The 26,855-nt window shown below is 69.1% G+C and carries 25 protein-coding genes; 9 read left to right on the forward strand and 16 right to left on the reverse strand.

The window, feature by feature from the left end:
- Positions 1–118: 118 nt before the first annotated feature.
- Positions 119–889 (forward strand): SDR family oxidoreductase, encoded by a 771-nt coding sequence (locus tag H0B43_RS07575; RefSeq protein WP_185728512.1) that lies wholly within the window; start codon positions 119–121, stop codon positions 887–889.
- Positions 890–971: 82 nt separating this feature from the next.
- Here H0B43_RS07575 and H0B43_RS07580 read toward each other — a convergent pair whose 3' ends face one another.
- From H0B43_RS07580 to H0B43_RS07605, 6 genes are read right to left on the reverse strand one after another with little or no spacing between them, the layout of a single operon-like run.
- Positions 972–1,784 carry a MaoC/PaaZ C-terminal domain-containing protein gene (locus H0B43_RS07580; protein WP_185728511.1) on the reverse strand — a complete coding sequence of 271 codons (813 nt, stop codon included), beginning with the start codon at positions 1,782–1,784 and terminating at the stop codon, positions 972–974.
- Positions 1,785–1,786: 2 nt separating this feature from the next.
- Positions 1,787–2,965, reverse strand: a complete 1,179-nt coding sequence (locus tag H0B43_RS07585; RefSeq protein ID WP_185728509.1) for a lipid-transfer protein — start codon at positions 2,963–2,965, stop codon at positions 1,787–1,789.
- Positions 2,962–3,393 carry a MaoC family dehydratase gene (locus tag H0B43_RS07590; RefSeq protein WP_185728507.1) on the reverse strand — a complete coding sequence of 144 codons (432 nt, stop codon included), beginning with the start codon at positions 3,391–3,393 and terminating at the stop codon, positions 2,962–2,964. The genes H0B43_RS07585 and H0B43_RS07590 overlap by 4 nt, the downstream gene beginning before the upstream one ends.
- On the reverse strand, positions 3,390–4,502 hold the full coding sequence (locus H0B43_RS07595; protein ID WP_185728505.1) for an acyl-CoA dehydrogenase family protein: 1,113 nt from the start codon (positions 4,500–4,502) through the stop codon (positions 3,390–3,392). Before H0B43_RS07595 ends, H0B43_RS07590 begins: the two co-directional genes overlap by 4 nt.
- Positions 4,502–5,440: a bifunctional MaoC family dehydratase N-terminal/OB-fold nucleic acid binding domain-containing protein gene (locus H0B43_RS07600; protein ID WP_185728503.1), complete on the reverse strand. Its 939-nt coding sequence runs from the start codon at positions 5,438–5,440 to the stop codon at positions 4,502–4,504. The genes H0B43_RS07595 and H0B43_RS07600 overlap by 1 nt, the downstream gene beginning before the upstream one ends.
- Positions 5,437–6,603 (reverse strand): acyl-CoA dehydrogenase family protein, encoded by a 1,167-nt coding sequence (locus H0B43_RS07605; protein WP_185728501.1) that lies wholly within the window; start codon positions 6,601–6,603, stop codon positions 5,437–5,439. The genes H0B43_RS07600 and H0B43_RS07605 overlap by 4 nt, the downstream gene beginning before the upstream one ends.
- A gap of 139 nt (positions 6,604–6,742) precedes the next feature.
- Here H0B43_RS07605 and H0B43_RS07610 point away from each other — a divergent pair, with 139 nt between their 5' ends.
- Positions 6,743–7,183: a nuclear transport factor 2 family protein gene (locus H0B43_RS07610; RefSeq protein WP_185728499.1), complete on the forward strand. Its 441-nt coding sequence runs from the start codon at positions 6,743–6,745 to the stop codon at positions 7,181–7,183.
- Here H0B43_RS07610 and H0B43_RS07615 read toward each other — a convergent pair.
- The 3 genes from H0B43_RS07615 to H0B43_RS07625 are packed head-to-tail and all read right to left on the reverse strand — an operon-like array spanning position 7,167 to position 10,955.
- Complete coding sequence (locus tag H0B43_RS07615; protein WP_185728498.1) at positions 7,167–8,054, reverse strand: LLM class F420-dependent oxidoreductase; 888 nt, start codon at positions 8,052–8,054, stop codon at positions 7,167–7,169. The genes H0B43_RS07610 and H0B43_RS07615 overlap by 17 nt on opposite strands.
- A 13-nt stretch (positions 8,055–8,067) precedes the next feature.
- Entirely contained in the window at positions 8,068–9,735 is a 1,668-nt protein-coding gene (locus H0B43_RS07620; RefSeq protein ID WP_185728496.1) for an AMP-binding protein, read from the reverse strand.
- Positions 9,736–9,761: 26 nt separating this feature from the next.
- Positions 9,762–10,955 (reverse strand): NADH:flavin oxidoreductase, encoded by a 1,194-nt coding sequence (locus H0B43_RS07625; protein ID WP_185728494.1) that lies wholly within the window; start codon positions 10,953–10,955, stop codon positions 9,762–9,764.
- 154 nt (positions 10,956–11,109) lie between these two features.
- On the opposite strand from H0B43_RS07625, the gene H0B43_RS07630 reads away from it, so the two are divergent.
- A complete protein-coding gene (locus H0B43_RS07630) occupies positions 11,110–12,771 on the forward strand; it encodes a class I adenylate-forming enzyme family protein (RefSeq protein ID WP_185728492.1) in 1,662 nt (553 codons plus the stop codon).
- 81 nt (positions 12,772–12,852) lie between these two features.
- On the opposite strand, the gene H0B43_RS07635 is transcribed toward H0B43_RS07630, so the two are convergent.
- The 5 genes from H0B43_RS07635 to H0B43_RS07655 all read right to left on the reverse strand — a co-directional run bounded on the left by H0B43_RS07635 (position 12,853) and on the right by H0B43_RS07655 (position 18,571).
- Positions 12,853–13,503, reverse strand: coding sequence for a PaaI family thioesterase (locus H0B43_RS07635; RefSeq protein WP_185728490.1), 651 nt, complete (start codon positions 13,501–13,503; stop codon positions 12,853–12,855).
- Positions 13,500–14,372, reverse strand: a complete 873-nt coding sequence (locus tag H0B43_RS07640) for a MaoC/PaaZ C-terminal domain-containing protein (RefSeq protein WP_185728489.1) — start codon at positions 14,370–14,372, stop codon at positions 13,500–13,502. Before H0B43_RS07640 ends, H0B43_RS07635 begins: the two co-directional genes overlap by 4 nt.
- A gap of 13 nt (positions 14,373–14,385) precedes the next feature.
- Positions 14,386–16,575: an acyl-CoA dehydrogenase gene (locus H0B43_RS07645; protein WP_185728487.1), complete on the reverse strand. Its 2,190-nt coding sequence runs from the start codon at positions 16,573–16,575 to the stop codon at positions 14,386–14,388.
- 37 nt (positions 16,576–16,612) lie between these two features.
- A complete protein-coding gene (locus H0B43_RS07650) occupies positions 16,613–17,776 on the reverse strand; it encodes a steroid 3-ketoacyl-CoA thiolase (RefSeq protein ID WP_185728485.1) in 1,164 nt (387 codons plus the stop codon).
- A 183-nt stretch (positions 17,777–17,959) separates the two neighbouring features.
- Entirely contained in the window at positions 17,960–18,571 is a 612-nt protein-coding gene (locus H0B43_RS07655; RefSeq protein ID WP_185728483.1) for a TetR family transcriptional regulator, read from the reverse strand.
- 185 nt (positions 18,572–18,756) lie between these two features.
- On the opposite strand from H0B43_RS07655, the gene H0B43_RS07660 reads away from it, so the two are divergent.
- Positions 18,757–20,295: an FAD-dependent oxidoreductase gene (locus H0B43_RS07660; protein WP_185728482.1), complete on the forward strand. Its 1,539-nt coding sequence runs from the start codon at positions 18,757–18,759 to the stop codon at positions 20,293–20,295.
- On the opposite strand, the gene hsaA is transcribed toward H0B43_RS07660, so the two are convergent.
- The gene (hsaA, locus tag H0B43_RS07665; protein WP_185728481.1) at positions 20,296–21,462 is read right to left on the reverse strand and encodes a 3-hydroxy-9,10-secoandrosta-1,3,5(10)-triene-9,17-dione monooxygenase oxygenase subunit; all 1,167 of its coding nucleotides are present in this window, start codon (positions 21,460–21,462) and stop codon (positions 20,296–20,298) included.
- A gap of 166 nt (positions 21,463–21,628) precedes the next feature.
- On the opposite strand from hsaA, the gene H0B43_RS07670 reads away from it, so the two are divergent.
- Genes H0B43_RS07670 through H0B43_RS07685 form a run of 4 tightly spaced genes read left to right on the forward strand, consistent with a single transcriptional unit; the run spans position 21,629 to position 24,952 of the window.
- A complete protein-coding gene (locus H0B43_RS07670; RefSeq protein ID WP_185728480.1) occupies positions 21,629–22,792 on the forward strand; it encodes a Rieske 2Fe-2S domain-containing protein in 1,164 nt (387 codons plus the stop codon).
- The gene (locus tag H0B43_RS07675) at positions 22,770–23,024 is read left to right on the forward strand and encodes a hypothetical protein (protein ID WP_185728479.1); all 255 of its coding nucleotides are present in this window, start codon (positions 22,770–22,772) and stop codon (positions 23,022–23,024) included. Before H0B43_RS07670 ends, H0B43_RS07675 begins: the two co-directional genes overlap by 23 nt.
- A 23-nt stretch (positions 23,025–23,047) precedes the next feature.
- Positions 23,048–23,839 carry an SDR family oxidoreductase gene (locus H0B43_RS07680; protein WP_185728477.1) on the forward strand — a complete coding sequence of 264 codons (792 nt, stop codon included), beginning with the start codon at positions 23,048–23,050 and terminating at the stop codon, positions 23,837–23,839.
- Positions 23,840–23,887: 48 nt separating this feature from the next.
- Positions 23,888–24,952 (forward strand): IS630 family transposase, encoded by a 1,065-nt coding sequence (locus H0B43_RS07685; RefSeq protein WP_185725958.1) that lies wholly within the window; start codon positions 23,888–23,890, stop codon positions 24,950–24,952.
- Between the two features lie 6 nt (positions 24,953–24,958).
- On the opposite strand, the gene H0B43_RS07690 is transcribed toward H0B43_RS07685, so the two are convergent.
- A complete protein-coding gene (locus H0B43_RS07690) occupies positions 24,959–25,744 on the reverse strand; it encodes an SDR family oxidoreductase (protein WP_185728475.1) in 786 nt (261 codons plus the stop codon).
- Positions 25,745–25,992: 248 nt separating this feature from the next.
- Here H0B43_RS07690 and H0B43_RS07695 point away from each other — a divergent pair, with 248 nt between their 5' ends.
- A complete protein-coding gene (locus tag H0B43_RS07695) occupies positions 25,993–26,808 on the forward strand; it encodes an alpha/beta fold hydrolase (RefSeq protein ID WP_185728473.1) in 816 nt (271 codons plus the stop codon).
- The last annotated feature ends 47 nt before the right edge of the window (positions 26,809–26,855 follow it).

Raw genomic sequence — 26,855 nt, forward strand, 5'->3', positions numbered from 1 at the left:
CCACTCCCGTTCCTCTACTATCGCACCAAGCATTTGCTTGCTTCCGGCGTCCGTGCCGATTACCCGATCTCATTCGAGCGCCTGAAATCCTCGCGCTCCCTTACCCCGAAGGCCTCCCGTGACACTCCCGCATCCCGATTTCAGTGGCCATACCGTCGTCGTGACCGGCGGCACCAAGGGCATCGGCTTCGTCGTCGCCGAATCGTTTCTCGCCGCCGGCGCGAACGTGCTCGTCTGTGGCCGATCCGAGCCGGACAGCCTGCCCGCGCACGGTGACCGCGCCGCCGCGTTCCGCGCCACCGACGTCCGCGACCACGCCGACGCCGCCGCACTGATCGACGAGGCCGTCGCCCGCTACGGCCGCCTCGACGTCCTCGTCAACAACGCGGGTGGGTCGCCCGACGCCGACGCCGCCACCGTCTCGCCGCGTTTCGTCGAGAAGATCGTCGCGCTGAATCTGCTCGCGCCCTTCACCGTCGCCCAGGCCGCCAACGCGGTGATGCAGGGACAACCCGGCGGCGGTGCCATCGTGAACATCGGCAGCGTCTCCGCTCACGACCCGCAGCCGGGCACCGCCGCGTACAGCGCCGCGAAGGCGGGCCTGCTGGTGCTGACGAAAGCGCTTGCACTCGAATGGGCTCCGAAGGTGCGGATCAACCACATCACCACGGGCCTCATCCGCACGGCGAGTGCAGCCTCCGTCTACGGCGAGGACGGCGGCGCCGCCGTCACCCGGACCCTGCCGATGGGCCGGATGGCAGTGCCCTCCGACATCGCGGACGCTTGCCTGTTCCTCGCGAGCGCCCAGGCGTCGTATGTGAACGGTGCCGATCTCGCCGTCCACGGCGGCGGCGAATACCCGGCGCGGTACCTCGCGACCCATTCCTGACCCCACCTCCCGCGCCGAATGTCACATCGGTTCAGTTCAACTGCACCGGTGTGACATTCGGCGACGGAAGCCGTGCGTGCGGTCAGCCGAACGACGCGCGGGCGCCGGCGATCAGTGCGCGGTCCCCCTGGACGAGTTCGAACGCCGCGTCACCCGCGTCACCCCACGCCCGCAGGGACGGCGCGTCGCCCGGGTACACCGGTGCGGCGAACCGCCCCTCCAGCCGGACGAGGTCGGCGGGGTGGACGTCCAGCTCCCGCGCGAGTTCGAGGGTGCTCGCGGCGAGCGTGCACAGCCCGTGCATGATCGGCCGGGGCTGCCCGATCCGCTCGGCCGCCGCCGGGTCGATGTGGATGTGGTGCCGGTCCCCGGTGAGCCGGTACAGCGCCGCCTGGTTCTCCGCGGTCCGCATCACCGTCTGCACGACCGGTTCGCCCTCGGGCCGAGCCGGTTTCGCAGGCCCTCGGTCGCCGCCGAAACCGCCCGCACCGGGTGCGAACAGCGACCAGGTTGCGACGAAGAACTCGGATTCGACGCGCACCTCGAACACGGCCGCCGAGCCCTTGTCCCACACGTCCCCGACCGACGCCGACAACGCGATCTCGCCGCGCCGCGGCAGCGGTGCCAGCACCGTCAGTTCCTGCGATCCGTGCAACGCCGTCTTCGTGTCGAACGCGCCCCGCGACCCCAATTCGTCCGGCGCCCACTGGGCGAGCGTGAGAGCGAATGTGGGCAGCACCCGCAGACGCTCCTCGAAGACGAGGTCCAATTCGGTGGCGCGCGCACCCACCGACAGTGCGTACAGGATGGCGTCGCGCTCGTCGTAACTCACGGTGCGGGTTCCGAGATCCGCGCCACTCCACGCTCCGGCCGTCGTGCGTTCCGTCGTCGTCATGATCAGTCCTCTCTGCCCAGGATCAGGCCGCTGGTGGGCACTGCCGTGCCCGCGGTCACCAGCACGTTGCCGATGCCGTCCGGTTGTGTCGTCGACGTTCCGCGGATCAGGCGAACCGCCTCCGCGATGCCGTTCACGCCGTGCAGATAGGCCTCGCCGATCTGGCCGCCGTGCGTGTTGGCCGGGAGCCGACCGCCGACCTCGAGGTTGCCGTCCCGGATGAAGTCCTGCGCCTCGCCCGGGCCGCAGAACCCGAGTTCCTCGAGTTGCGGGAGGACGAGCGGGGTGAAGTGGTCGTAGAGGATCGCCGCCGAGATGTCGTCCGGTGCGAGACCACTCTGCCCGTACAGTTGCCTGCCCACGAGACCCATCTCGGGTATTCCGGTGATCTCGGGCCGGTAGTAGCTGGCCATCATGTGCTGGTCCTTGCCGGAGCCCTGCGCGGCGGCCTTGACGATCGCAGGGGTGGTGCGGAGGTCCTTGGCGCGTTCGGCGGAGACGACGACGAGGGCCTGCCCGCCGTCGGTTTCCTGGCAGCAGTCCAGCAGGTGCAGCGGTTCCGCGATCCACCTCGACTGCTGGTGGTCGTCGAGGGTGATGGGCCGTCCGTGAAACCAGGCGGCGGGGTTGACGGCGGCGTGCTTGCGCGCGACCACCGCGACCCGGCCGAAGTCCTCGCTCGTGGCGCCGTACCGGTGCATGTACCGGCGGGCGAACATCGCCACCCACTGGGCGGGCGTCGACAGTCCCTGCGGGGTCAGCCAGGCGTACGCGGCACGATCGGCGGTGCTGTCCATCGGACGGTCGTGCTGCCCGAGTCCGTACCGCACGCCGGACCGTTCGTTGAACGCGCGATAGCAGACGACGGCTTCCGCGACACCCGTGGCGACGGCCATGGCCGCCTGCTGGACGGTGGCGCACGCGGCGCCGCCGCCGTATCCGATGCGGGAGAAGAACTTCAGCTCCCCGATGCCCGTGTTGCGGGCGACGAGCACCTCCCCGTTCGTCTCGGCGGTGTACGTGGCGAGGCCGTCGACCTCCGACGGGTCGATCCCGGCGTCGGCGAGGGCGGCAACGATCGCCTCGCAGGCCAGTTGCAGTTCGCTTCGCCCGGAGTTCTTGGAGAATTCGGTGGCTCCGATGCCGACGATGGCGGCGGCGCCGGACAGGGTGCTGGTCACCGGTTCCCTCCCGCGGTCCACGTGACGGCGACGGTGCCGGTGACGTGATCGCCGAGGCTGTTCGCGCCCCGGATCTGCACGGTCACGAGGCCGTCGTCCTTCGCGATCACCTCACCGGTCAAAGTCATCACGTCACCCGGGTGGTTGGGGGCACCGAGCCGCACCGCGATCCGGCGCAACGACGCGCGCGGACCGGCCCAGTCGGTGACGAACCGCCCCACCAGCCCGTTGGTGGTGAGGATGTTCATGAACACGTCCTTCGATCCCCTCTCCTTCGCGAGTGCCGGGTCGTGGTGGACGTCCTGGAAGTCGCGGGTGGCGAGGGCGGTGGCGACGATCAGAGTGCGGGTCAGGGGAATCTGCAGCTCCGGCAGCCGATCGCCGATCGCGACGAGCTCGTAGATCGTGGCGCCGACGGTCGCGGTCATGCGACCACCTCGACGCCGGCCGCGAGCTGCGCACCCAGCCAGGCCAGATCGGCACTCGCGCCGCCGAGGGTGGCCGCGAGCTGCTTGCCCCACAGCAGGTGCCGGTGCACGGGGTAGTCGGTGTCGACTCCGATTCCGCCGTGCACGTGCTGCGTGCGGTGCACCACCCGCTGACCGCCGTCGGTCGCCCACCACTTGGCCACCAGCACAGCGGTTCCCGGATCCTCCCCGTTCGCGAGGAGCCAGACGGCCTGCCACAGGGTGACGCGCATGGCCTCGAGGTCGATGTAGCAGTCCGCGAGCTGATGCGTCACGGCCTGGAACGTCGCGAGTGGGCGGCCGAACTGGGTGCGTCCGTTGAGGTAGGTGACGGCCTGACGCACCGCGCCTTCGCCGACGCCCAGTTGCAGGGCGGCGACGGCGAGTTCCGCCCGGTCGAGCAGCCACCGCACGCCGGTGCCGTCCGCCGGGCCGAGCGGCTCCGCAGGAGCGGCGTCGAACGTGACGTTCCCGCAGATCTCGCGGGTGGTCGACTCCGCCTGCTGCGCAGTCACTCCCGCCGCGCCGCGGTCCACCAGGAACAGCGCCGGACCGGTGTCGGTGGTCGCGGTGACGAGGAGGTGTTCGGCGACGTGCGCCGCCGGGACCGCGGCCTTGGCGCCGTGCACCTGCCAACCGCCGTCCACCTCACGTGCCGTCGTCGACGGTTCGCCCGGGTCGGCCGGTCCGAACTCCTCGAGCCCGACGGTGAGGATCAGGCTGCCGGCGGCCGCCGCGGGGACCAGTGCGTCCCGTTGCTCCGGCGTCCCGAATTCGCCGATCGCGAGCGCAGCGAGCACGTGCGGCCACACCGGAACCGGTGCGACGTGCTTGCCCTGTTCCTCGAGCAGCACGTACAGTTCCCCGAGTCCGGTGCCGCCGCCCCCGAGGTTCTCGGGCAGGGCGATGCCGAGCAGCCCGGTGGTGGCCAGTTCGCGCCACAGTTCCCGGTCGATCCGGTCGGCGCTCGTCTCGACGTCCTTGATCCGCTCGGGCCGCGACCCGGCGGCGAACACGTCGGCGGCCAGTCCGCGCACCGCCTCCTGCTCCTCGCTGAATGTGAAGTCCATCAGTTCTCCTCCAGTGCTGCGGGCCGGAACGCCGGAAGTGTGAGTTCCGGGTCGGCGTCGATCCAGTCCAGTTCCACCGGCATCCCGATGTGCACGTGCTCGGGTTCGACGCCGGTCATGTTGGCGATCAGCCGGGTGCCCTCCGCGAGTTCGATCACCGCGACGATCAGCGGGTAGTCGAAGGCGTCGATCTTCGGGTGGTGATTGACGACGAACGTGTAGACGGTGCCGCGCCCCGACGCGTCGACGGTGTCCCAGTCGGTGGAGCGGCACTCCCCGCACATCGGCCCGGTCGGATGCCGCAGCACACCGCAGTTCGTGCACCGCTGGATGACGAGGCGGTGCTCGCGCGCGGCGGCGAACCAGAAGGCGTTGTCGTCGTTGAGGGCGGGCCGCGGGCGCAGGGCGCACGGGGCCTCGTGCTGGGCGGGCCGGAAGCGGAGTGTCCGCCACCGCTGGGTGCCGACGATCTCACCGTCGCCGTTGCGGTACGTCTTGAGCGTGGTGACGAAATGTCCGGCGCCGAGCCCGGTCTGCTTCTCCGCCGACACGGACTCGACCACCTCGGTCATGCACACCCGGTCGCCGGGACGGAGTTCGGTGAAGAATTCCTGTTCGGAATCGGTGGCGACGACGGACGTGAAACCCGCCTCGTCGAGCGTGCCGATCAGCGCCGTCCACACGGCCGAGGGGTCGGCGCCCGACATCTTGTCGGCGAACGTGCGCATCGTCCACACCTGCAGCATCGGGGCGGGCGCCACGGCGCCGTCGCGGCCGGTGGCGCGCGCGGCGTCGTCGTCGAGGTACACGGGGCTGGTGTCGCCCATCGCTTCGGCCCAGTGCCGGATCATGGGAGTGTTCACGGGGTCGGGGCCCCAGGTGGCCGGGACGATCGTCCGTCCCTCGAAGGCGCGCAGCCGGGTGAGGAGGTCGCTCATTTGCTCCTCGTCTCGCGGACGAGTCCGAGGCCGAGGGTGCCGACCATGTCGCGGAGTACCTCGTTGACTCCGCCGCCGAACGTGTTGACCACGCTCTGCCGGGAGATCTGTTCGATCTGGCCGGCGAGGATCGCGCCCGGCGACCCGGGCCGCAGCCGTCCGGCGGCGCCGAGGATCCCGAGCAGCGTGCGATAGACGTCGACGTGGGTTTCGGTGCCGTACGTCTTGGTGGCGCCGGCGTCGGCTCCCGACAACGCATCCCGCGCGACCGCCGCGGTCATCTTCCAGTTCAGCAAACGCATCGCCTCGAGCTTCGCGTGGGTGCGCGCGAAATCCGTCTGCACCCATGGGATGTCGAGGGCGCCGTTCTGCCGGGCCCAGTCGAGGACCTGATGCCACAGCCCGAGTGTGCGTCCGCCGAGCGCCGCGAGCCCGATCCGTTCGTGATTGAGTTGCGCGGTGATCAGCTGCCACCCGCCGTGCACTTCCCCGACGACCTCCTCGTCACCGACCCGGATCCCGCTGTAGTACGTCGACGTGACCGTCAGCCCTCCCACCGTGGAAATCGGTGACCAGCTGAAGCCGGGGTCGTCCGTGGGAACGATGAGGATCGAGATGCCCTTGTGCTTCGGGGCGTCCGCGTCGGTGCGGCACGCGAGCCACACGTAATCGGCGGTGTTGGCGCCGCTGGTGAAGATCTTGCTGCCGTCGACCACCCACGAGCCGCCGTCACGGACGGCCCGGGTCTGCAGCGACGCCAGGTCGGTACCGGCCTCCGGTTCGGTGTAGCCGATGGCGAAGACGATGTCTCCGGCGAGGATGCCGGGAAGGAACCGCGCCTTCTGCTCCGCGGTGCCGTACTTCATCAGCGTCGGGCCGACCGTGTTGACGGTGACGAACGGGAACGGCAACCCGGCCCGCTGCACCTCGTCGAAGAACACGAACTGGTCCTCGATCGACCGCCCCTGCCCGCCGTACTCCACCGGCCAGCCGACGCCCAGCCAGCCGTCCTTCCCCAGCAGCCGCACGATGTCGCGGAAGTGCTCGCCGCCCACACCTTCCTCGCCGGCGACGCGCCTCGTCTCCTCCGGCAGCAGCGCCGCGAAGTAGGCGCGCAACTCCCGCCGGAGTTCCCGCTGCGCGGGCGATTCCCTCAGATTCATCGGCGTCCTCCTCGAGCCTGTGCGTGGCTGTCGCCACCTGTGTTGTGGACGCTAACCAGCGCTCCCCCGCCTCACCGCCGATGTCTCGGTGAGCGGGAGGTGGTTGTCGCCGGTGCCGCATGTCCGCTGGAATGGTCGGATGGCCACCGGATTCGCTGTCACCGAACTCACCGCCCGCTACGCGCGGGCCGTCGACCGGCGCGAGGCGGCAACGCTCGCGGCACTGTTCGACACCGACGCGACGTTCGTCCTTCCCCCGGCGCTGACGGGCACCGGTGCGGCGAGCGAACTCCGCGGCAACGCGGTGCTCGCGGGCGCCGTCGTGGACGCGGTCTCGCATCTGCAGTCCACCCGGCACGTCGTCCACCAGCAGGTGATCGACGTGGACGGGTCGACGGCGTCGGGCGAGACGTACTGCACGGCGCATCACGTCTATTCGGGCCGAAACGGCTACCGCGACAACCGGATCGCGCTGCGCTACCACGACCGCTACGTGCTCGGCGACGCCGGCTGGAAGTTCTCCCGGCGCGAACTGATCGTCGACTTCAGCGAGGACGTGCCGGTCACGGTGCCGGATTGAGCCCCAATCGCGCCGCGCAGGCGGCCATCTCGTCGACGACCTGGCCGAGGGACTGCGCGTGCCGGGACGCCGAGAGCACGAGCCGGTCTGCGCCCAGTTCCCGGAACCGATCGAGCCTGGCCTCGTCCAGTCGCGGCAGGGTGGCACCCAGCACGAGGTCGACGTCGGCGGGGTCGCGTCCGGCGTCCGCTGCCGCCGCCCGCATGCGGGTGATCGCCCCGTCCAGGTCGTCGCCGGCGAGACCGAGCGGCTGGAACCCGTCCCCGAGTCTCCCGGCCCGCCGCGCGGCCGCCGGGCTGTGTCCGCCGATGTACAGCGGCACTCCCGAATCCCGGTGCGGTTTGGGCCAGCTCTGGGCTCCGCGGAAGGAGAAGTACTCGCCCGGAAAGTCGACGGCGCCCGTGCCCGACCACAGGGCCCGCATCACCGCGATCGCCTCGTCGGCCACGGCACCGCGCCGATCGAAGTCGCCGCCGCACGCCTCGATCTCCTCCCGCATCCAGCCGAGACCGAGGCAGATGCGCAGCCGTCCCCCGGACAGCAGGTCCAGGGTGGCGAGCCGTTTCGCCAATACCACCGGGTGGTGATTGGGCAGGACCAGCACTCCCGTCGCCAGACCCAGGGTCGTCGTGGCACCGGCGACGAACGACAGCAGTTCCAGCGGGTCCGGGAGGCTGCAGTCGTCGGGCAGGTGCGACTTCCCGGTGGGCGAGTACGGATAGTCGCTCGTCGTGTCGGCGATGACGACCGAATGCTCGACGGCCGAGATCTCGTCGAATCCGAGTGATTCGGCCGCCCGGGCGAATTCGAGTATCCACTCGGGCTCGCCCGCCCGTCCCAGTTCGACGGGAATCACCACACCCAGTTTCATCTCACCCTCACCGTCACACGTGCAGGAATCGTTGCCGGCCGTGCGTGTGGAACTCCTGCTCCAGCGCGGCCTTCTCACTGTCGGTCATCTCGTGATACTCGGGAACACCGCGTCCCGCCCACCGGAAGACCGGATCGCCGCACCGCCAGCCCTGCTCCTGCAGCGTTCGTTTCAGCACCTTGTTCGAGCCGGTCACCGGCAGGTTCGTCGACACCCGGACGAACCGCGGGGCGGCCTTCGTGCCCAGGTCGTCCTGGTCGGTGAGGAACGCGGCGAATTCCACCGGATCGAAATCGGTCAGGTCCGACACCTCCACGGCCGCCATCACCTGATCGCCCGACCGCGGGTCGGGGACGCCGTACACGCCGGTGGCGATCACCTTCGGATGGCGACGCAGAATCCGCTCCACCATCAACGCCGACGTGTTCTCCCCGTCCACGCGGATCCAGTCGCCCTTGCGGCCGGCGAAGTAGAGGAAGCCGGCCTCGTCGACGTACCCGAGGTCGCCGGTCCAGTACCAGCCGTGCCGGATGCGGTCCGCGACCGCGTCCTCGTTCTTGTAGTAGCCCTCGAACCGCGCCGCGCCGGCCTTGTCGACCATCTCGCCGATCGCCTCGTCCGGGTTGAGTACGCGCCCGTGCTCGTCGAGCCGCGCCCGGGCCTGCTCTTCCCGGGTGTCCGGGTCCACGATGACGATGTTCTCGCTCGCGGGCCTGCCGAGCGCCCCCTCGGGGGCGTTCGGGTCGAGCGTCACCGAACCGGCGCCCTCGCTCGAGCCGTACCCCTCGTACAGTTCGGCACCGAACCGCCGGACGAATTCGGTCTTGTCCTCCGGGGACGCCTCGGTCCCGAAACCGCGGACGAGCGTGTTGTCCCGGTCGTCGGGCTGCTCGGGTGTGGCCATCAGATACGCCAGCGCCTTGCCGACGTACGTGAAGAACGTGGCGCCGAAGAACCGGACGTCGGGCAGGAATCCCGACGCGGTGAACTTGCGGGGCAGGCAGACGGTGGCGCCGTTGGCGAGGGCGGGCGCCCACAGGGCCATCAGCGCGTTGCCGTGGAACAGCGGCATGCAGCAGTAGTCGACGTCCTCGCGCACGTGCCCGTATTTGGCGGTGTTCGCGTAGGCCAGCCGGGCGAGCCGGCCCTGGCTGCACCGCACCGCCTTCGACGTGCCGGTGGTGCCGGACGTGAACAGCAGCAGGAACAGCGTCGACGCGTCGATCGCGGGATTCTCGACCGGATCCGCGACCGCGTGGGCCGCGACGAGTTCGGTGTACGCCGGATCGTCGACGAGCAGGAACCGGTCGTCGGACAGCCCGAGGTCGAGACCGGCGAGCTGCGCCTTCCCCGCACTGTCCGTCACGATCAGCTGGCAGTCGACGTACCGGATCTCGGCCTCGAGTTCCGCCCCGCGGCGGGTCGGGTTGATGCCGACGACGGTGGCTCCGGCGAGTGCCGCGCCGCCGAGCCAGAACAGGAACTCGGGGGTGTTCTCGAGCAACACACCGATGTGGAACGGACCGTCGCGCCGCAGCGTGGACGCGACGGCCCCGCGGGCCGCACTCGCGCGCACCACCTCGTCCCACGTCCAATCCTGTTCGCGGGTACGGACTCCCATCCGGTCGTCGCCCAGCCGGTCGAGCAGCATCCGGGCGATCGTGGTGCGTTCCAACGCCATCTCTCCTGTCGACACGGTGCCCGCGCTCACGGCACGCGGAGCACGCAGTGGGTGCCACCGTAGATCGCCGTCATGCACTTGTTGCAGTGAATGCACAGACCGGGGTTGTGCGTCTCGTCCGCGATCCGGTTGACGAGGTCGGGTTCCCGCAGCAGTGCCCGCGCGACGGCCACGAACTGGAAGCCTTCCGCCATCGCCAGGTCCATGGTCGCCCTGCCGGTGATACCGCCGAGCAGGACCAGCGGCATCGTCACGGCGGCCCGGATCTGGCGGGCGTTCTCGAGAAGGTAGGCGTCGCGGTAGGGGTATTCCTTCAGGAAGTGCTTACCCACCAGCCGGATTCCCAGTTTCGTCGGCTGCGGCATCACGGCGGCGAACTCACGGAGCGGCGCGTCGCCCTTGAACAGATACATCGGATTCAGGAGCGAACTGCCCGCGGTGAGCTCGAGCGCGTCCAGCGAGCCGTCCCGTTCGAGCCACCGCGCCACCTGAATCGCCTCGTCCACCCAGAACCCGCCGGGCACACCGTCGTCCATGCTCAGCTTCGCGAGGATCGCGATCCGGTCGCCCACCGCATCGCGGACGGCGCGGGCGGTCTCGAGCGCGAACCGGGCCCGGTTCGCCAGGGATCCGCCGTACTCGTCCGTGCGCTTGTTGACCTTCGGGCTGAGAAACGAGCTGATCAGGTAATTGTGGCCGAAATGGATCTCCACGGCATCGAACCCCGCCTCCACCGCGCGGCGAGCCGCGTTCGCGTGCGCCTCGACGATCCTCGTGATATCCGCCGCGGTGGCCGGCGTGGAAAAGTTCTGCGTGGTCATCCGGAACGCCCGGGACGGCCCCAGCGCCGGGTACCCGATGTACTTCGAGGCCGCGACCGGTCCCGCGTGGCCGATCTGCGCCGACACCGCCGCTCCCTCGGCGTGGATGGCGTCGGTCAGCTTCCGCAGGCCCGGCATCGTCTCGTCGGTCCACTGGATCTGGCCGGGCGCCGTCCGTCCGTCCGGAGCGACCGCGCAGTACGCGACGGTCGTCATGCCCACGCCTCCGGCGGCGGGCTGCCGATGGAAGTCGATGAGCTCGTCGGTGACCAGACCCTTCGGGGTCAGGCCCTCGAACGTCGCGGCCTTGATCACGCGATTGCGCAGAGTGATCGGCCCGAGCCTGGCCGGGGCGAGCGGATCGACCTTCACTGTGGGCGGGTCGAGATCTATCGTCATATGAGTTCCTCCAGCTGCGATTCGCTGTCGAACGTAACGGCGCCGGGACGTCGCGGATCGCGGCAGTCTCGCTGAGTGGTAACCACGTCCGGGCGCCCGTCACGGCGTGCCATCTTGTGTCGGTACGAGTGCCCGAGGACGAAAGGTCGCCCCGATGACAGCCCCCACAGATCCACAGTTGCACCTGGATCAGGTGATGTCCCGTCTCACCGGACCCGGTGGCCGGTTCGAACTCGTCGAGGAGCCGGTGCTCGGCACCCGGATGCCGGTGATGAAACACCGCGGACGCTCGGTCGGCGAACTCCTCACCACCTCGCTCCGGTGGGGCGACCGCGACTACCTCGTCACCGCCGACCGCCGGCTGTCGTACACCGAGCACGCCGCCGCCGTCGCGGCCTTGGCGACGGCGCTGCGCGAGGACCACGGCGTCGGCAAGGGTGATCGCGTCGCGATCCTGGCCGCGAACACCCCCGAGTGGGTGATCGCGTTCTGGGCCACGCAGGTGCTCGGCGCCATCAGCGTCGGATTGAACGGCTGGTGGGTTCCGCGCGAGGTCGAGTACGGGCTCGCCCACAGCCGTCCGACCGTGGTGATCGCGGACGCAAAACGCGCCGAGACGCTCGCCGCCGTCGGCACCGATCTCCCCGTCCTCACGATGGAACAGGATCTGCCCGCGATCTTCGCGCGGTACGCCGGTTCCCCGATGCCGCACACCGATGTCGACGAGGACGACCCGGCCGCCATCCTCTACACCAGCGGCACGAGCGGCAGGCCCAAGGGCGCGTTGCACTCGCAGCGCAACATCCTGGCCGTCGTCGACTACCACCGGTTCAGCGACGCGGTGGTCGGCGAATTCAGTGGACGGCCCGTCGATCCGGCGGTGCCGAGTCCGCAGCGCTACCTCCTGACCTCCCCCCTGTTCCACATTGCCAGCCTGCACAATCTGGTGATTCCGCGGCTGGCGACCGGCGGCGCCGTCGTCATGCACCAGGGCGGATTCGACGTCGACGCCGTGCTCCGTCTCGTCGAGCGGGAACGCGTCACCAACTGGGGTGCGGTGCCCACCATGGCGTCCCGCCTGGTCGAACACGACAACCTCGACCGGTACGACCTGTCGTCGCTCACGTCGTTCTCGCTGGCGTCCGCACCGTCGTCGGTCGCGTTCAAGGAACGGCTGCGCGAGAAGGTGCCGTTCGCCCGTAACGCGCTCGTGGACAGTTACGGACTCACCGAGTGCAGCACCGCGATCGCCGTCGCCACCGCCCCCGAACTCGAGCAGTTCCCGGGCACTCTGGGGCGGCCGATCATCACGGTGAGCATGGAGATCCGCGACCCGTACGGGGAGTGGCTGCCCGACGGCGTCGAGGGTGAGGTGTGTGTCCGCAGTCCGTTCGTGATGCTCGGCTACTGGGAGGACGAGGCCGCCACCGCCGCCGCGATCGCCCCCGGCCGGTGGCTCCGGACCGGCGACTACGGACTCGTCGAGAACGGTCGCCTGCGGCTCACCGGGCGGCGCTCGGATCTGATCCTGCGGGGCGGCGAGAACGTGTACCCCACCGAGATCGAGCAGTGCCTCGACGAACACCCCGACGTGCTCGAATGCGCGGTGATCGGGGCACCGCACCAGGATCTGGGGCAGGAGGTGTCGGCTGTCGTGGTCCTGCGACCGGGTGCCGCGACCACGGAGGCGGAACTGCGTGCGTACGCGTCCGAGCGACTGTCGTACTTCAAGGTCCCGACGCGGTGGCGGATCACCACGGACCTGTTGCCCCGCAATGCGACCGGCAAGATGATCCGCCGCGACATCACCGTCTGACCATCAGACCCTGACGCCGAATGTCACCGTGGTGCAGTTGAACTGCACCACGGTGACATTCGGCGAGCGAGAGGTATCCGATCAACGCGGGCGGGGCACCGTCTTGTCGACGAACAGTCCCTCGACGGAGACGCACACCTGCCCGTCCGCGGTGCGGATCTCGCCGGCGGTGGTGATCTTGCGGCCGTCCACCGACATCAGCTTCCCGCTGAGGGTGAGGGGTTCGAACAGCGGAGTCGGACGGTGGTAGCGGGTGCTCAATTGCGCTGTCATACCCGCCTTTCCGGCCCAGGCGTTGGCGACGCCGAGGACGTGGTCGAGCAGCAGTGCGGACACACCGCCGTGCACGTGTCCGGGTGGGCCCTGGTACGGGATGGTCAGCGTGACGGTGCCCCGGACCGATCCGTCGGACAGTCCCTCGAGGACCAGCGGCGGCGCGATCGCGTTCTCGGGTCCGGTCACGGGATCGTGCCGGGTGACGCCCTCGCCGTTCCACATGTCGATCAGCCGTTCGGCGACCGCGGGGGCGTGCTCCTCGAGGTGCCCGGCGATGCTGTTCAGCTCTTCGGCGACGCGGTCGAGGTTGGCGTTGCCGCGGTCGGTCCGCAGCAGCGCATCGACCACGCGGCGGGCGGCCCCGGTCGCCCGGTCGACGGCGGAACCATCGGGCGGCGACGTCAGCACCGTCCCCGACGGGCTGGTCGCGCAGGTGGGATGCGTGCCGACGCTCACTCGCTCACCTCCATCGTCGCGTGGGTCAGTACCGACTGGCCGTCGCGGTCGGGGCAGATGGCACGCAACATGAGTCGGTCGCCGTCGCGCCAGATCGCGGTCTCCACCGTCTCACCCGGGTACACCGATCCGGCGAACCGCACCGCGTAGTGGCGCAGGCGGGTGGGATCGCCGTCCAGCACCCCGTCGACGACGGACTTGCACACCACACCGTACGACGCGAGCCCGTGCAGGATCGGCCGGTCGAACCCGGCCGCGGCCGCGAAATCGGGGTCCGCGTGCAGCGGGTTGAGGTCGCCGCTGAGCCGGTAGAGCAGCGCCTGCGCCGGCCCCGTGCGCGACACGAGCACCTTGTCCGGTTCCCGGTCCGGCACCGTGGCCACCGACTCGGGCCCCGGGGAGCCGCCGAACCCGCCCTCATCGCGGGCCCAGATCTGCATCCCCGCGGTCCACAACGGGTTCCCGTCCGAGTCGGTGGCCGTCTGTTCGAGCACGACGACGGCGGCCCTGCCCTTGTCCCACACGTCGGCCACCCGCGAGGACAGCCGGGCCGTGCCCGACGCCGGAATCGGCGCATGCACGGTGAGCGACTGCCCGCCGTGCAGGATCTTGCGCAGGTCGATGTCGATGCCGGGCAGCGTCATGCCGACCGGGGGTATCGCGCCTGCCGAGATTCCCTGCCCCGCCACCACCGCGAAGGTGGGCAGAACCTGCAAGTTCTTCTCGTACACCCAGCGCAGTTCGGCGGGGTCCAGCGCATTCTCGCCGGCGCCGAGTCCGAGGTGGTACAGGATCACGTCGCGTTCGGTCCACGACACCTCCCGCACCGTCGGGTCGCTGATCAGGGCCACGTCCCTGTCGATCGCCATGTCGGTCCTCACTTCACTTTCCGGGCTCGGGGTCGCGGGGCAGACCCAGCAGGCGTTCGCCGATGATGTTGAGCTGGACGTTGGTGGTGCCGCCCGCGATCGACATGCACTGCGCGTTCAGGAACATCTGCGTGTCCGACGTGCGGGGCTGATCGCCGAGCAGGGCCCGCGGTCCCGCCCAGTCCATCGCCACCTCCCACACCTGCTGGATGTGTTCGACACCGAGCAGTTTCGCGATGGACGACTCGGCGCCCGGTTGCCCGCCCGCGATCGAGCGCAGGGTGGTGCGGAGTGCGAGCAGCCCACCGGACTGTGCGTCGCAGAGGACCTTGCCGAGCACGGTCAGCTGCTCGTCGTCGATGCCGCCGGGCAGCTCCTCGGCCAGGGTCAGCAGAGCCTCACCGCCGGAACCGAGCGAGGAGTCTTGCGACAGCGACACCCGTTCGTTGGCGAGGGTGGTGCGGGCCAGCTTCCAGCCGTCACCCGGTTCGCCCACCAGGAGGTCGTCAGGGACGAACACGTCGTCGAAGAACACCTCGTTGAACAGTGCCTCGCCGGTGATCTCCCGCAGCGGCCGGATGTCGAGGCCGTTGCTACCTTTCATGTCGATCAGGAAATACGACAGTCCCTTGTGTTTGGGCACCGACGCGTCGGTGCGGGCGAGGCAGATGCCCCAATCCGCGTCCCGGGCCATCGACGTCCACACCTTCTGCCCCTGCAGCACCCAGCCGCCGTCCACCTTCGTGGCCCGGGTGGTCAGGCCCGCGAGGTCCGATCCGGCCCCGGGTTCGGAGAACAGCTGGCACCACACGATGTCGCCGCGCAGCGACGGGGGCACGAAACGCTGCACCTGGTCTTCGCTGCCGTACGCGATCAGGGTGGGTACCACCCAATTCCCGATGATCATGTCGTGGGGTCTCAGCGTGGCCGCGCGTAGTTCCTCCGCGATCACGAGTTGTTCCACGGCGCCCGCTCCCCTACCCCATGGCGCGGGCAGGTGCGGTGCGGTGTAGCCCTTCCCGGCCAGATACGTCACCCGCTCGCGTTCGCTCAGGGCGGCGGCGGGCACCAGGTCCGTGCGCACGTCGGTGCGGATACCTTCCGCTTCCGGGGGCAGGTCGACGCCGAGCAGCCGGCGGGTGCCACCGATGGTCGCTCGCGCCACGCGCCGCCGCCACGACGCGGTGGACCCGAGCAGGATCCGCAGCGACTGCGCCCGGCGGAGGTACAGGTGGGCGTCGTGTTCCCACGTGTAGCCGATGCCGCCGAGTACCTGGATGCAGTCCCTGGTGACGGTGAACGCCGCGTCGAGGGCGGTGGCGCCCGCGACCGCGGCCGCGAGCGACGCCTCGGCTGCGCCCGTGCCGGGCGTCGTCGCGCGGGCCGCGTCCCAGGCGCACACCCTGGCCTGCTCGGCGCGGCACAGCATCCGGGCCACCGTGTGTTTCACACCCTGGAACTGGCCGATGGGGCGACCGAACTGCTGACGCACCTTGGCGTAGTCGGCGGCGGTGGTCACGGCCCAGTCGGCGACCCCCGACGCCTCGGCGGCGAACAGGGTGGCGGCCAGGTCGAGAACACGCTGCGAATCGATCTGCAGGACTTCGGATTCGGCGAGCTCGACCGCATTCACCGCCGCTGTTGCGTTGCGGCGCACCAGGTCGTGGCTGGGCAGGTCGGTGATGTCGAGCCGGTCGCGGGCCAGCGCCACGAACACGGTCTCGTCGCCGTCCCGCGCCGCGAGCAGGAACAGGTCGCCGACCTGCCCGCCGACGACGTACCCGGATTCACCGTCCAACGACACCACGCCGCCGTCCCGGACGAGGCGCAGTGTGCCCGGCTGCAGGGCGACCGCCCCGAGTGTCGAACCGTCGGCCAGGCCGGAGAGCGCAGGGGTGTGACCCGCGTCGTGCAGGACGGCGCCGAGCAACACGGTCGGTAGGTAGGGACCGGGCAGCAGTACCCGGCCGAGTTCCTCGGTGGCCACCGCCAGTTCCACGAGCCCGCATCCCGCGCCGCCGACCTCCTCCGGCAGGTGCAGCCCGAGTACGCCCAGGTCTGCCAGCGACGCCCAGAACTGTGGTCGCTGCTCTGTCTTTGCCTCGACGGCCTCGCGGAGGACGGCGGGTGTCACGGTGCGTGCGGCCCAGCCTCGCACCGAGTCGCGCAGATCGCGCTCTTCTTCGGTCAATCCCATTGTCATGTCGGCCTCGTCGGTGCTCGTCGATTGGTCGGGGGGTTCAGATGCGTTCGATGACGGTTGCGGTGGACAGCGCACCGCCCGCGCACATCGTGATCAGCGCTGTGGAGGTGTCGGACCGCTCCAATTCGTGCAGTGCGGTGGTGATCAGCCGGGCCCCCGTGGAGCCCACCGGGTGGCCGAGTGCGATGGCACCGCCGTTGACGTTCACCTTCGACATGTCGGCGCCGTGTACCTGCGCCCACGACAACACGACGGACGCGAACGCCTCGTTGATCTCGACGAGATCGATGTCGCCCAGCGACATTCCGGCGCGCGCGAGGACCATCCGCGTCGACTCGATCGGCCCGTCGAGGTGGTAGTAGGGATCGGAGCCGACCATGCCGGACGCGACGATCCTCGCGCGCGGTCGCAATCCGAGCGCGCGGGCACGGTCTTCGTCCATGAGCAGGACGGCGGCGGCGCCGTCGCTGATCTGGGAGGAGTTGCCCGCGGTGTGGATGTGGTCGTCGATCACAGGTTTCAGGGCCGACAGGCCCTCCGCCGTCGTCTCCCGCAGTCCCCCGTCCCGGGTGACCACCGCGACGTCACCGGTCGGTGCGCCGGCCTTGTCCACGACGGGCGCGGTGACGGGGACGATCTCGCGGTCGAACCGCCCTTCCGCCCAGGCCTGGGCGGCGCGTCGTTGCGACTCGAGGCCGAGAGCATCGACGTCACCACGCTCGAACCCGCGCAGGTCGGCGATCCGCTGCGCGGACGTGAACTGGTCGCCCATGTCGATCGACCAGTCGTCGGGGTACGGATTGCCCGTCTCAGGTGTGGCGGCCTGGCCGAGGAATACCCGGCTCATCGCCTCGACACCGCACCCGATGCCGGCGGAGATCTGGCCGGACGCGATGAGACCCGCCACGACGTGGACGGCCTGCTGGGACGACCCGCAGGCGCAGTCGAGCGACGTGGCCGCCGTCGTGTACGGCAATCCGGCGTGCAGCCACGCCTGCCGGGTCACGTTGTTGGACTGCTCACCGGCCTGGGTGACACATCCGCCGACGATCTGCCCGATGTCCTCCGGGGCGACGCCCGCCCGCTCGAGGACACCTCGTTGGACGGCGCCGAGCAGTTCGGCCGGGTGCAGCCCGGACAGTGCCCCGCGCCGGCGGCCGATCGGCGTCCGTGCCGCGTCGACGATGACGGCGTTACCCATGTTCTGCTCCTCGGGTTCTTCTGGCTCACGGACTCGTCCGCGCCTCATTATTGGAATTTATTCTATTTCTGAGAAGACATCAATACCTTTTAGCCTGCGAAGGAAAGCTTCGTCGCAGGTCAGGATGAGAGAGTGAATTTCACTTCGTATGCGCCGACATAACTCCGTCCGGCGGACGAGCGGTCAGCGGTGCGACAGGTTGACCAGAAGGAGGTCACAGGCCTTGCGAATGTCGGACTCGGCGTCGGGAATCGAGACGCGGCCGTTGAGGCACGACTGGATCACGCCGAACCACAGCTGCACCAGCAGGCGCAGTGCCGTCAGATCTTCCTCGGTCGGGTGTTCGATCCCCGCGGCGTCCAGCATGATCTGCCGGAACGCCCGGTCGACCTTCCCGGCGTCCGGCACGGACGCGACGTTGGCGGTGCTCGTGGACTGAATCATCGCCGTGGACAAGGCGGGGCGACGCAGCAGACCCCGGGTGGCCCGGACCAGCACGTTGTACACCGCATCCTGCGGCGACTCCCCCGGGGGCGCGGTCTTCCTGAACCCGACACCCATCCGATCGATCTGATCGACCATCACCGCGACGAACAGGTGCGTCTTGGACGGGAAATACCGGTAGAGCGTCCCGATGGCGACACCCGCGCGTTTGGCCACCTCGTGCATCTGGACCCGCGCGAGTTCCTTCTCCGTGGCCAGTTCGACGGCGGCCTCGAGCATGCGGACGTGGCGGGCCCGCTGTTCTTCCGAACTCGGTTCGGCAGCATCCCGCGCTTCGGCGATTCTCGGCACCCTCGGTCCCCCTTCACTCCGCGCACAGCCCCGGATCCGGTGTCGATTCTCGCATTGGATCGGGAAAGCATCGAATTACGTCCGGTGAGTGGGACCGCCCGTGCCGCGCATCGCCCGGATGCGTTTGCGTGATACCCCACGACTGGGCCTCCAGTCTCCATAGACCATCAACGGAGGAAACGACGATGCAGGACTGGACAACCGAGTGCGACGTGCTGGTGGTCGGTTCGGGCGGCGGCGCCCTGACCGGCGCTTACACGGCCGCTTCGCAGGGTTTGCGCACCCTCGTTCTCGAGAAGACCCCACTGTTCGGCGGGACGTCCGCGTATTCCGGCGCCGCGGTGTGGCTGCCGGGCACCGCGGTGCAGGAACGCGCCGGGATCGGTGACTCCACGGACAAGGCCCGCACCTACCTGCGTGCGGTGGTGGGCGACGGGGAGATCGACCGTCAAGAGGCGTACGTGTCGACCGCACCCGAGGTCGTCGCACTTCTCGAATCCGATCCCCACATCGAATTCGAGTGGCGAGCGTTCCCCGATTACTACAAGGCGCCCGGTCGCATGGACTACGGTCGCGCTATCAATCCGCTCGACCTGCCGGGCGACGAGATCGGGGAACTCCGCGAGGTCATCCGGCCCGAAGCCGACGTCGACCGTGCCGGCGAGCCGCACCCCGAGGGAACGCTGAACGGGGGCCGCGCCCTGATCGGCCGTCTCCTCATGGCCCTCTACGGCACCGGGCACGCGGAACTGCGCACCGAGACCGCGGCCCGTTCGCTGATCGTCGAGAACGGCCGGGTCGTCGGCGCCGTGGCGACAGATGCGGCCGGTGAGACGATCCGGATCCGGGCCACGCGCGGCGTCCTCCTCGCGGCGGGCGGCATCGAGGGCAGCGCGGCCCTGCGCACCGAGAACGGCACACCGGGCAAGGCGGAATGGAGCATGGGCCCGCGCGGCGCGAACACCGGCGACCTCCTGCAGGCTGCGGTGGAGGTCGGCGCGGACACCGCGCTCCTCGACGAGGCGTGGTGGTGCCCCGGGGTCGAACTTCCGGACGGCTCGGGCGCTTTCATGGTGGGGGTGCGAGGCGGAATTCTGGTCGACACGGCCGGCGAGCGGTACCTCAACGAGTCGTTGCCGTACGACCAGTTCGGGCGCGCGATGATCGAGCACGGCAGCAGCAGTTCGTATCTCGTGTTCGACTCGAAGGAGGGCGGGCCCGTGTTGCCGGCCATCTCCATTCCGAACATTTCCGCCGAGCAGCATCTCGCGGCGGGCACCTGGGTCACGGCGGACACGATCGAGGAACTCGCGGAGAAGATCGACGTCCCCGCGGACGCGTTGCGCCGCACCGTCGAACAGTTCAACGATTTCGCCAAGCACGGCGTCGACGAGGCGTTCCACCGGGGCGAGGATCCGTACGACAACTTCTTCTGCCCTCCGGGCGCGGGCGCGGACGCGCCGCCGAATCCGGCGCTGAGCGCGGTGTCGCAGGGCCCGTTCCACGCGGCCCGCATCGTCCTCAGCGACCTCGGCACCAAGGGCGGTGTCCGGACCGACGCCGACGCCCGGGTCCTGCGCGCCGACGGCACGGCCATCGACGGACTGTATGCGGCCGGCAACACGAGCGCCTCCCTCAGTGGCCGCTTCTATCCGGGCCCGGGTGTGCCGCTCGGCACCGCAATGGTGTTCTCCTACCGGGCAGTTCAGCACATGCAGAGCTGACTACACGAGGTTGTCCTCCACCGGGAGTCCGAACGCGCCCCTGCCGAACAGGGCGAGGGCGCGTTCGGGCTCGTTCGCCACGTGCACGCTGCCCGCGTGGGCATCCCGCCACGACCGTTCGATCGCATTGCCGCGCGACAGCGAACTCCCACCTGCCGTCTTGAACAGCAGGTCGATCGCGTCGAGGGCACGCTCGGTGGCCCGCACCTGGTCGCGGCGCACCCGCAGGCGCAGACCCATGGGGAGCTCTGCACCGGCCTCCGCCAGTTCCCACAATTCCCGCACGTTGCGATCCATCTGCAATATCGCGGCATCGATCTCCGACGACGCCCGGGCCACCGCGACCTGGGCGAACTGGTCGTCGACGAATCTGCCGCCGCCGAGGCTGAGCCGCACCCGTTCCCGCATGAACGTCAGATAGCGTTCGTAGCATCCCGCGACGACACCGACCCCGGGCGCCGCGACGGCGGTGGTGAACAGGGTGGCGAACGGCAACCGGTACAGCGGCCCCCGATTCACCTTCTGCCCGGGTCCGCGCAGTTGCGCCGTCTCGTAATTCCTCTTGATCCGGTGTTCGGGAACGAACACGCCCTCGGCACTGATCTCGTTGCTGGCGGTGCCACGCATCCCCACCACGTCCCACACGTCGTGGATGCGGTAGTCCGAGCGCGGCACCAGCGCGGTCAGGAAATCGACCGGGCGGCCCTCGGCCCCGACCAGCATCGCGCCGAGCAGCGCCCACGACGCATGTTCGCAGCCGGAGGAGAAGTGCCAATCCCCGGTCAGCAGATACCCGCCGTCCACCGGGACGAGCCGCCCGACGGGCGCATAGGCGGACGACACGAGAACCGAATCGTCGTGGCCCCACACGTCGTGCTGTGCGCGGTCGTCGAACAGGGCCAGGTGCCACGGGTGCACGCCGAGCACGGACGCCAGCCACCCCGTGGACCCGCACACACCGGACACGGCGCGCACCACCTCGTAGAAGTGCACCGGATTGCTCTCCGCGCCGCCGTACCGCCGGGGCTGCAGCATCTTGAACACTCCGGCGTCGCCGAGTTCGCGGATCACCTGTTCGGACACCCGCCGGGACTCGTCGACCTTGTCCGCGCACTCCGCGATCGTCGGCAGCAGACCACGGACCGATCGGAGGACCTCGTTCGTCATCTGTCGGAGGGTAGGGCCATCGCTCCCGTGCATGGATATGCGTCTCGCTCAACGGGAAACGCGCACCACCGCACGGTCCCGTCCAGTGGGACCACAGGATGTGGGCCGTCTCCGCTGACTTAGCGTGCAGGACATCGCACAAGCCAAGGAGAGGACGGGACGCATCGTGACCACCCAGCAGTCCGACACAGTCGAGGTACGCGAAATCGACACCGGCGCAGCGCCCACCCGATTCGCCCGTGGATGGCACTGCCTCGGATTGTCCCAGGACTTCAAGGACGGCAAGCCACACTCCGTCCAAGCGTTCGGCACCAAACTCGTCGTCTTCGCCGACAGCGCCGGCGAACTCGCCGTCCTCGACGGATACTGCCGGCACATGGGCGGCGACCTCAGCCAGGGCACGGTCAAGGGCGACGAGGTGGCGTGCCCGTTCCACGACTGGCGCTGGGGAAGCAACGGCCGCTGCAAGAAGATTCCGTACGCGCGGCGGGTTCCGCCGCTCGCCCGGACCCGCTCGTGGCACGCGCTCGACCAGGACGGAATGCTGTTCGTCTGGAACGACCCGGAAGGCAACCCGCCGCCCGCGGACGTCACGATTCCCCGGATCGACGGGGCACTCGACGACGAGTGGACCGACTGGGTGTGGTACCGGACCACGGTCGACACCAACTGCCGCGAGGTGGTCGACAACATCGTCGACATGGCGCACTTCTTTTACGTGCACTTCTCGTTCCCCACCTATTTCAAGAACGTCTTCGAGGGCCACGTGGCCAGCCAGTTCATGCGCGGCCAGGCCCGCGAGGACATGCGCCCGCACGCGTCGGGTCAGCCCAGGATGGTCGGAAGCCGCTCGGATGCCACCTATTTCGGGCCGTCGTTCATGGTCGACGACCTGACGTACGAGTACGAGACCCACGACGTCGACTCCGTGCTGATCAACTGCCACTACCCCGTCAGCGCCGACAAGTTCGTGCTGCAGTACGGCATCATCGTCAAGAAGTCGACGAAACTGGACGGCGACGCGGCCGCCGAGATGGCGAAGGGCTTCGGCACGTTCATCGCGAAGGGTTTCGAACAGGACATCGAGATCTGGAAGAACAAGACCCGCATCGAGAATCCGCTGCTGTGCGAGGAGGACGGCCCCGTCTACCAGCTGCGGCGGTGGTACGAGCAGTTCTACGTCGACGTCGCCGCGGTGACGACGCAGATGACCGAGCGTTTCGAGTTCGAACTCGACACCACCCGGCCCGTGGAGTCGTGGAAGAGGGAAGTGGACGAGAATCTCGCGCGAAAGGTGCGCGAAGCCGATGCGGCCGCTGCAGTGCACTGAGTGCGGCGCGCGGGTCCTGGTCCAGAAGAACAGCTGGGAGCACACGTCCGTCCAGTGGGACGACACGGCCCGCGCCCGGTGCCGCGAGATCGACAGCGCCGGGCCGGGGCGCCCCGGCGCTCCCCGCAAGGGGTGCGCGGCGCTGACCGCGACGATCACCCGGGCCGCGGAAGCAGGTGCCGTCCCGGTGCGCGACCACGACCCGGTGCCGACTCCGGTCGTCGTCCCCTGAACGATTTCGAAGGAAGACACACCATGATCGACATCGATCACTACGGCCCGTGGGCCGTCATCGCCGGCGGCTCCGAGGGCGTCGGCGCGAGTTTCGCCGAGGAACTGGGCAGGGCCGGGATCAATCTCGTCCTCGTCGCGCGCAAGCCCGGACCGCTCGAGGAGACCGCGGAGAAGGTCCGCGCCCACGGGATCGAGGTCCGCACCCTCGCCCTCGATCTCCTCGACCCGGACGCACTCGACCGGATCCGCGCCGCGACCGACGACGTCGAGGTGGGCCTGCTGATCTTCAACGCCGGTGCCAACAGTTACGGGCACGAGTTCGTCAGCGGCGACCTCGCCGGCTTCCAGCGTGTCATCGACCTGAACATCACCGCTCAGCTGCACGTTTCGCAGCACTTCGGCGCGAGGATGAAGGACCGCGGCCGGGGCGGCATCGTGCTGGTCGGCTCGCTGGCCGGGTATCTGGGTTCGGAGGACCAGAGCATCTACGCCGCGTCCAAGGCGTTCGGCCGGATCTTCGCGGAGAGCCTCTGGCTCGAACTCGCACCGTTCGGCGTGCACGTGGTCGAACTGGTCCTCGGCGTCACCCGCACGCCGGCGATGGTCCGGGCGGGCCTGAACTTCGATCTTCCCGGGATGAATGTCGCCGAGCCCGAAGACGTTGCCCGGGAGGGGCTCGCGCACCTCGCCGACGGCCCGGTGTGGGTGGCGGGCGGCAACTACGACGCGGCCCGGAAGCGCAGCGGTTTCCCTCGCGACGCTCTCCTGCGCGGGGCGGCCGAGGGTATGCGGAAGCTTCTGGGCCGCCGCTAGTGCGGCGTGGGGTAAGTAATTTGACGGTCTTGTTTGCGACAATAAGGCATGCGAGCTGCTCCTTTGATGTTGCGTGACGGAGATCGGGACGAGTTGACCGCGTTGGCACGGTCGAAGTCAGTGCGCGCGGATTTGGCGCAGCGGGCGCGGATGATGGTGCTGGCCGCCGACGGAGAGTCGAACGCACGGATCGCGCGGACAGTGGGGGTATCGCGACCGACGGTGATCTTGTGGCGCTCGCGTTACGAGCGATTCGGAATCGCGGGCCTCGAGGACGAACAGCGTTCCGGGCGTCCCCGAGAGATCGACCACGCCGCCATCGTGACGGCGACGCTGGCTCCGCCGCCAAAGAATCTCGGCGTGACACATTGGAGCAGCCGGTTGCTCGCCGACCGGTTGAAAATCAGTAACACCACGGTCGCGTCGGCGTGGCGCGAATACGGCGTCAAGCCTTGGCGCAGTGAGACGTTCAAATTCTCGACGGACCCAGAGTTGGTCGCCAAGGTCACCGACATCGTCGGGCTGTACTTGGACCCACCGGACAACGCGATCGTGCTCTGTGTGGACGAAAAGTCGCAGATCCAGGCCCTGGACCGGACCGCGCCGATGCTTCCGATGCGCGTCGGCTCGGTCGAGAAGCGCACCCACGACTATGTCCGGCACGGCACCTCGACCTTGTTCGCCGCCCTCGACATCGCCACCGGAAAGGTCACCGGCCTGTGCAAACCGCGGCACCGTCATCAGGAGTTCCTCGTCTTCCTCAAACACCTCGCCCGCGCCTACCCGGAACGGGAGTTGCATCTGGTCATGGACAACTACGCCACTCACAAGAAGGCCGAAGTCCGCACGTGGTTGGCCGAACATCCCCGTATCCATGTGCATTTCACACCCACCTCGGCATCGTGGATGAACCTGGTGGAGGTGTGGTTCGGGATCATCGAACGTCAAGCCATTCACCGCGGAACCTTCGGTTCCGTTAGGGATCTGACCACCAAGATCCGTGCCTTCATCAACGGATGGAACACCCGCTGTGCGCCGTTCGTCTGGACCAAGACCGCCGACCAAGTACTAACCAAAGCGAACCGTCAAGACACTTCAATCACGAGCCACTAGCGGGCGTCAGAGAGTGGTGACCAGTCCCCCGTCGATCACGAAATCGGACCCCGTCACATTGCCCGCCCGGTCGCTCGCGAGGAACGTCACGAGATCCGCCACCTCGTCGGGGCGGGTGAACCGGCCCGTGACGGCCTGTTTCGCGACACCCTCCGCCACGGCAGCCGGATCGCCGCCTGCGGCCCGCGCCACCGTCGCGGCCACGCCGTCGTCCCCGAGCCAGAGTGCGGTCGACACCGGTCCGGGACTGACGGTGTTGACCCGAATGCCCAGCGGTCCCACCTCTTTCGAGAGTGCCTTCGAGAAGTTGGTGAGCGCCGCCTTGGACGCGCAGTAGTCGATGACGGTGGGATCGGGCAGGAAACTGTTGACCGAACTGGTGGTCACGATGCTGCCCCGGCCCGCAGCGATCATCGGGGGCAGCGCGGCCCGGATCGTCCGCACCGCCGACATCAGGTTGAGATTCATCGTCGTGATCCAATCCTCGTCGGTCACGTCGAGGAAGCCGGTGAGTCTCGGGTGGGCGGCTCCGACGTTGTTGACGACGACGCCGAGACTGCCGCGTGCGGTGGCGGCGGCGACGAGTTCGCCCGGACCGGTGGGCGTCGACAGGTCGACGCTCACCGCCTCCACGGTTCCGCCGCGGACGAGTTCGTCCAGTTCGGGGCTGGGCGAACGTGCGCCCGCCACCACGAAGGCGCCTTCCGCGGCGAGCGCGCGGGTGATGGCGAGCCCGATACCCTTGCTGGCTCCGGTGACCACGGCGACGGTGCCGTGCAGCGCGAGATCCACGGATTCCTCCTGACGACGGCGGAGCGAGCACACGAGTGGAACGTCTCCCTCCGATCACGCTAGCCGAAATGGTGCCGACCGCGCTGCGGGCGAGTAATCTCAGCCCCGAAGGGCCAGGCCACGGCGTCGCTCGTCGTACGACAGTGCCTCTCGATCCATGACACTGCCCGTCGACGCACGATTGTTCCTGGCGCGCAGGCCCCTTCACCCCTGACCGCTGGGTTCCGTCCTGACTCGGGAGACGAGCGATGCGACTTCTTCGACTTCGAACCACCCTGGCCGCGTGCGCGATCGCCGTCGCAGGCACCGTGACCGTGGGGGCCGGACCGGCTCTCGCCCAGGATCGGCCGACGGTGGTGCTGGTGCACGGTGCGTTCGCCGACACGACCAGTTGGGATGCGGTGGCGGCGGACCTCCGCGGACGAGGGTACGAAGTCGTGGTCCCGGACAACCCGTTGCGCGGTCCGGCGTACGACTCCGCCGCCATCGAGAAGGTGCTCGCGGACATCCCCGGGCCGGTGGTGCTCGTCGGCCACTCGTACGGCGGCGCCGTCATCACCAACGTGCATTCCCCGAACGTCGAGGCGCTCGTCTACGTGGCGGCGTTCGCCCCGGCGCGGGGCGAGCCGGTCATGCTGAACCTCGATCCGATCCGGTTCCCCGGCAGCCAATTGCTTCCGCCGGTGCTGCAGGTGAAGGTCGTCGAGAACGATCCCACCGGAATCGCGGGCAGAAACCTCGACGGCTACATCGACCCGGGCCGCTTCCACGACGTGTTCGCCCAGGACGTTTCGGACGCCACCGTCGCCGGCATGATCGCGCACCAGAAATCGGCGGCGCTCGTGGCGAACCTCGAGCCGTCGGGCGATCCGTCGTGGGCGTCGACCCCCAGTTGGGCGATGGTCGCCCAGAATGATCGCGTGATCCCGGCGGCCTCGGAGCGGTTCATGGCCACCCGGGCGGGCGCGCACATCACCGAAGTGCCCGCGTCGCACGCCGTCCTGGTGTCCCAGCCCGCGGCCGTCGCCGACCTGGTCGTGCAGGCAGACCAGGCGACCCCGTAACTTCCCCGCCGTGAACGCGCCCGAACGATCTGCACCGGACAACGGGA

Source organism: Rhodococcus sp. 4CII (assembly GCF_014256275.1).
In the GTDB taxonomy this organism is placed as follows: domain Bacteria; phylum Actinomycetota; class Actinomycetes; order Mycobacteriales; family Mycobacteriaceae; genus Rhodococcus_F; species Rhodococcus_F wratislaviensis_A.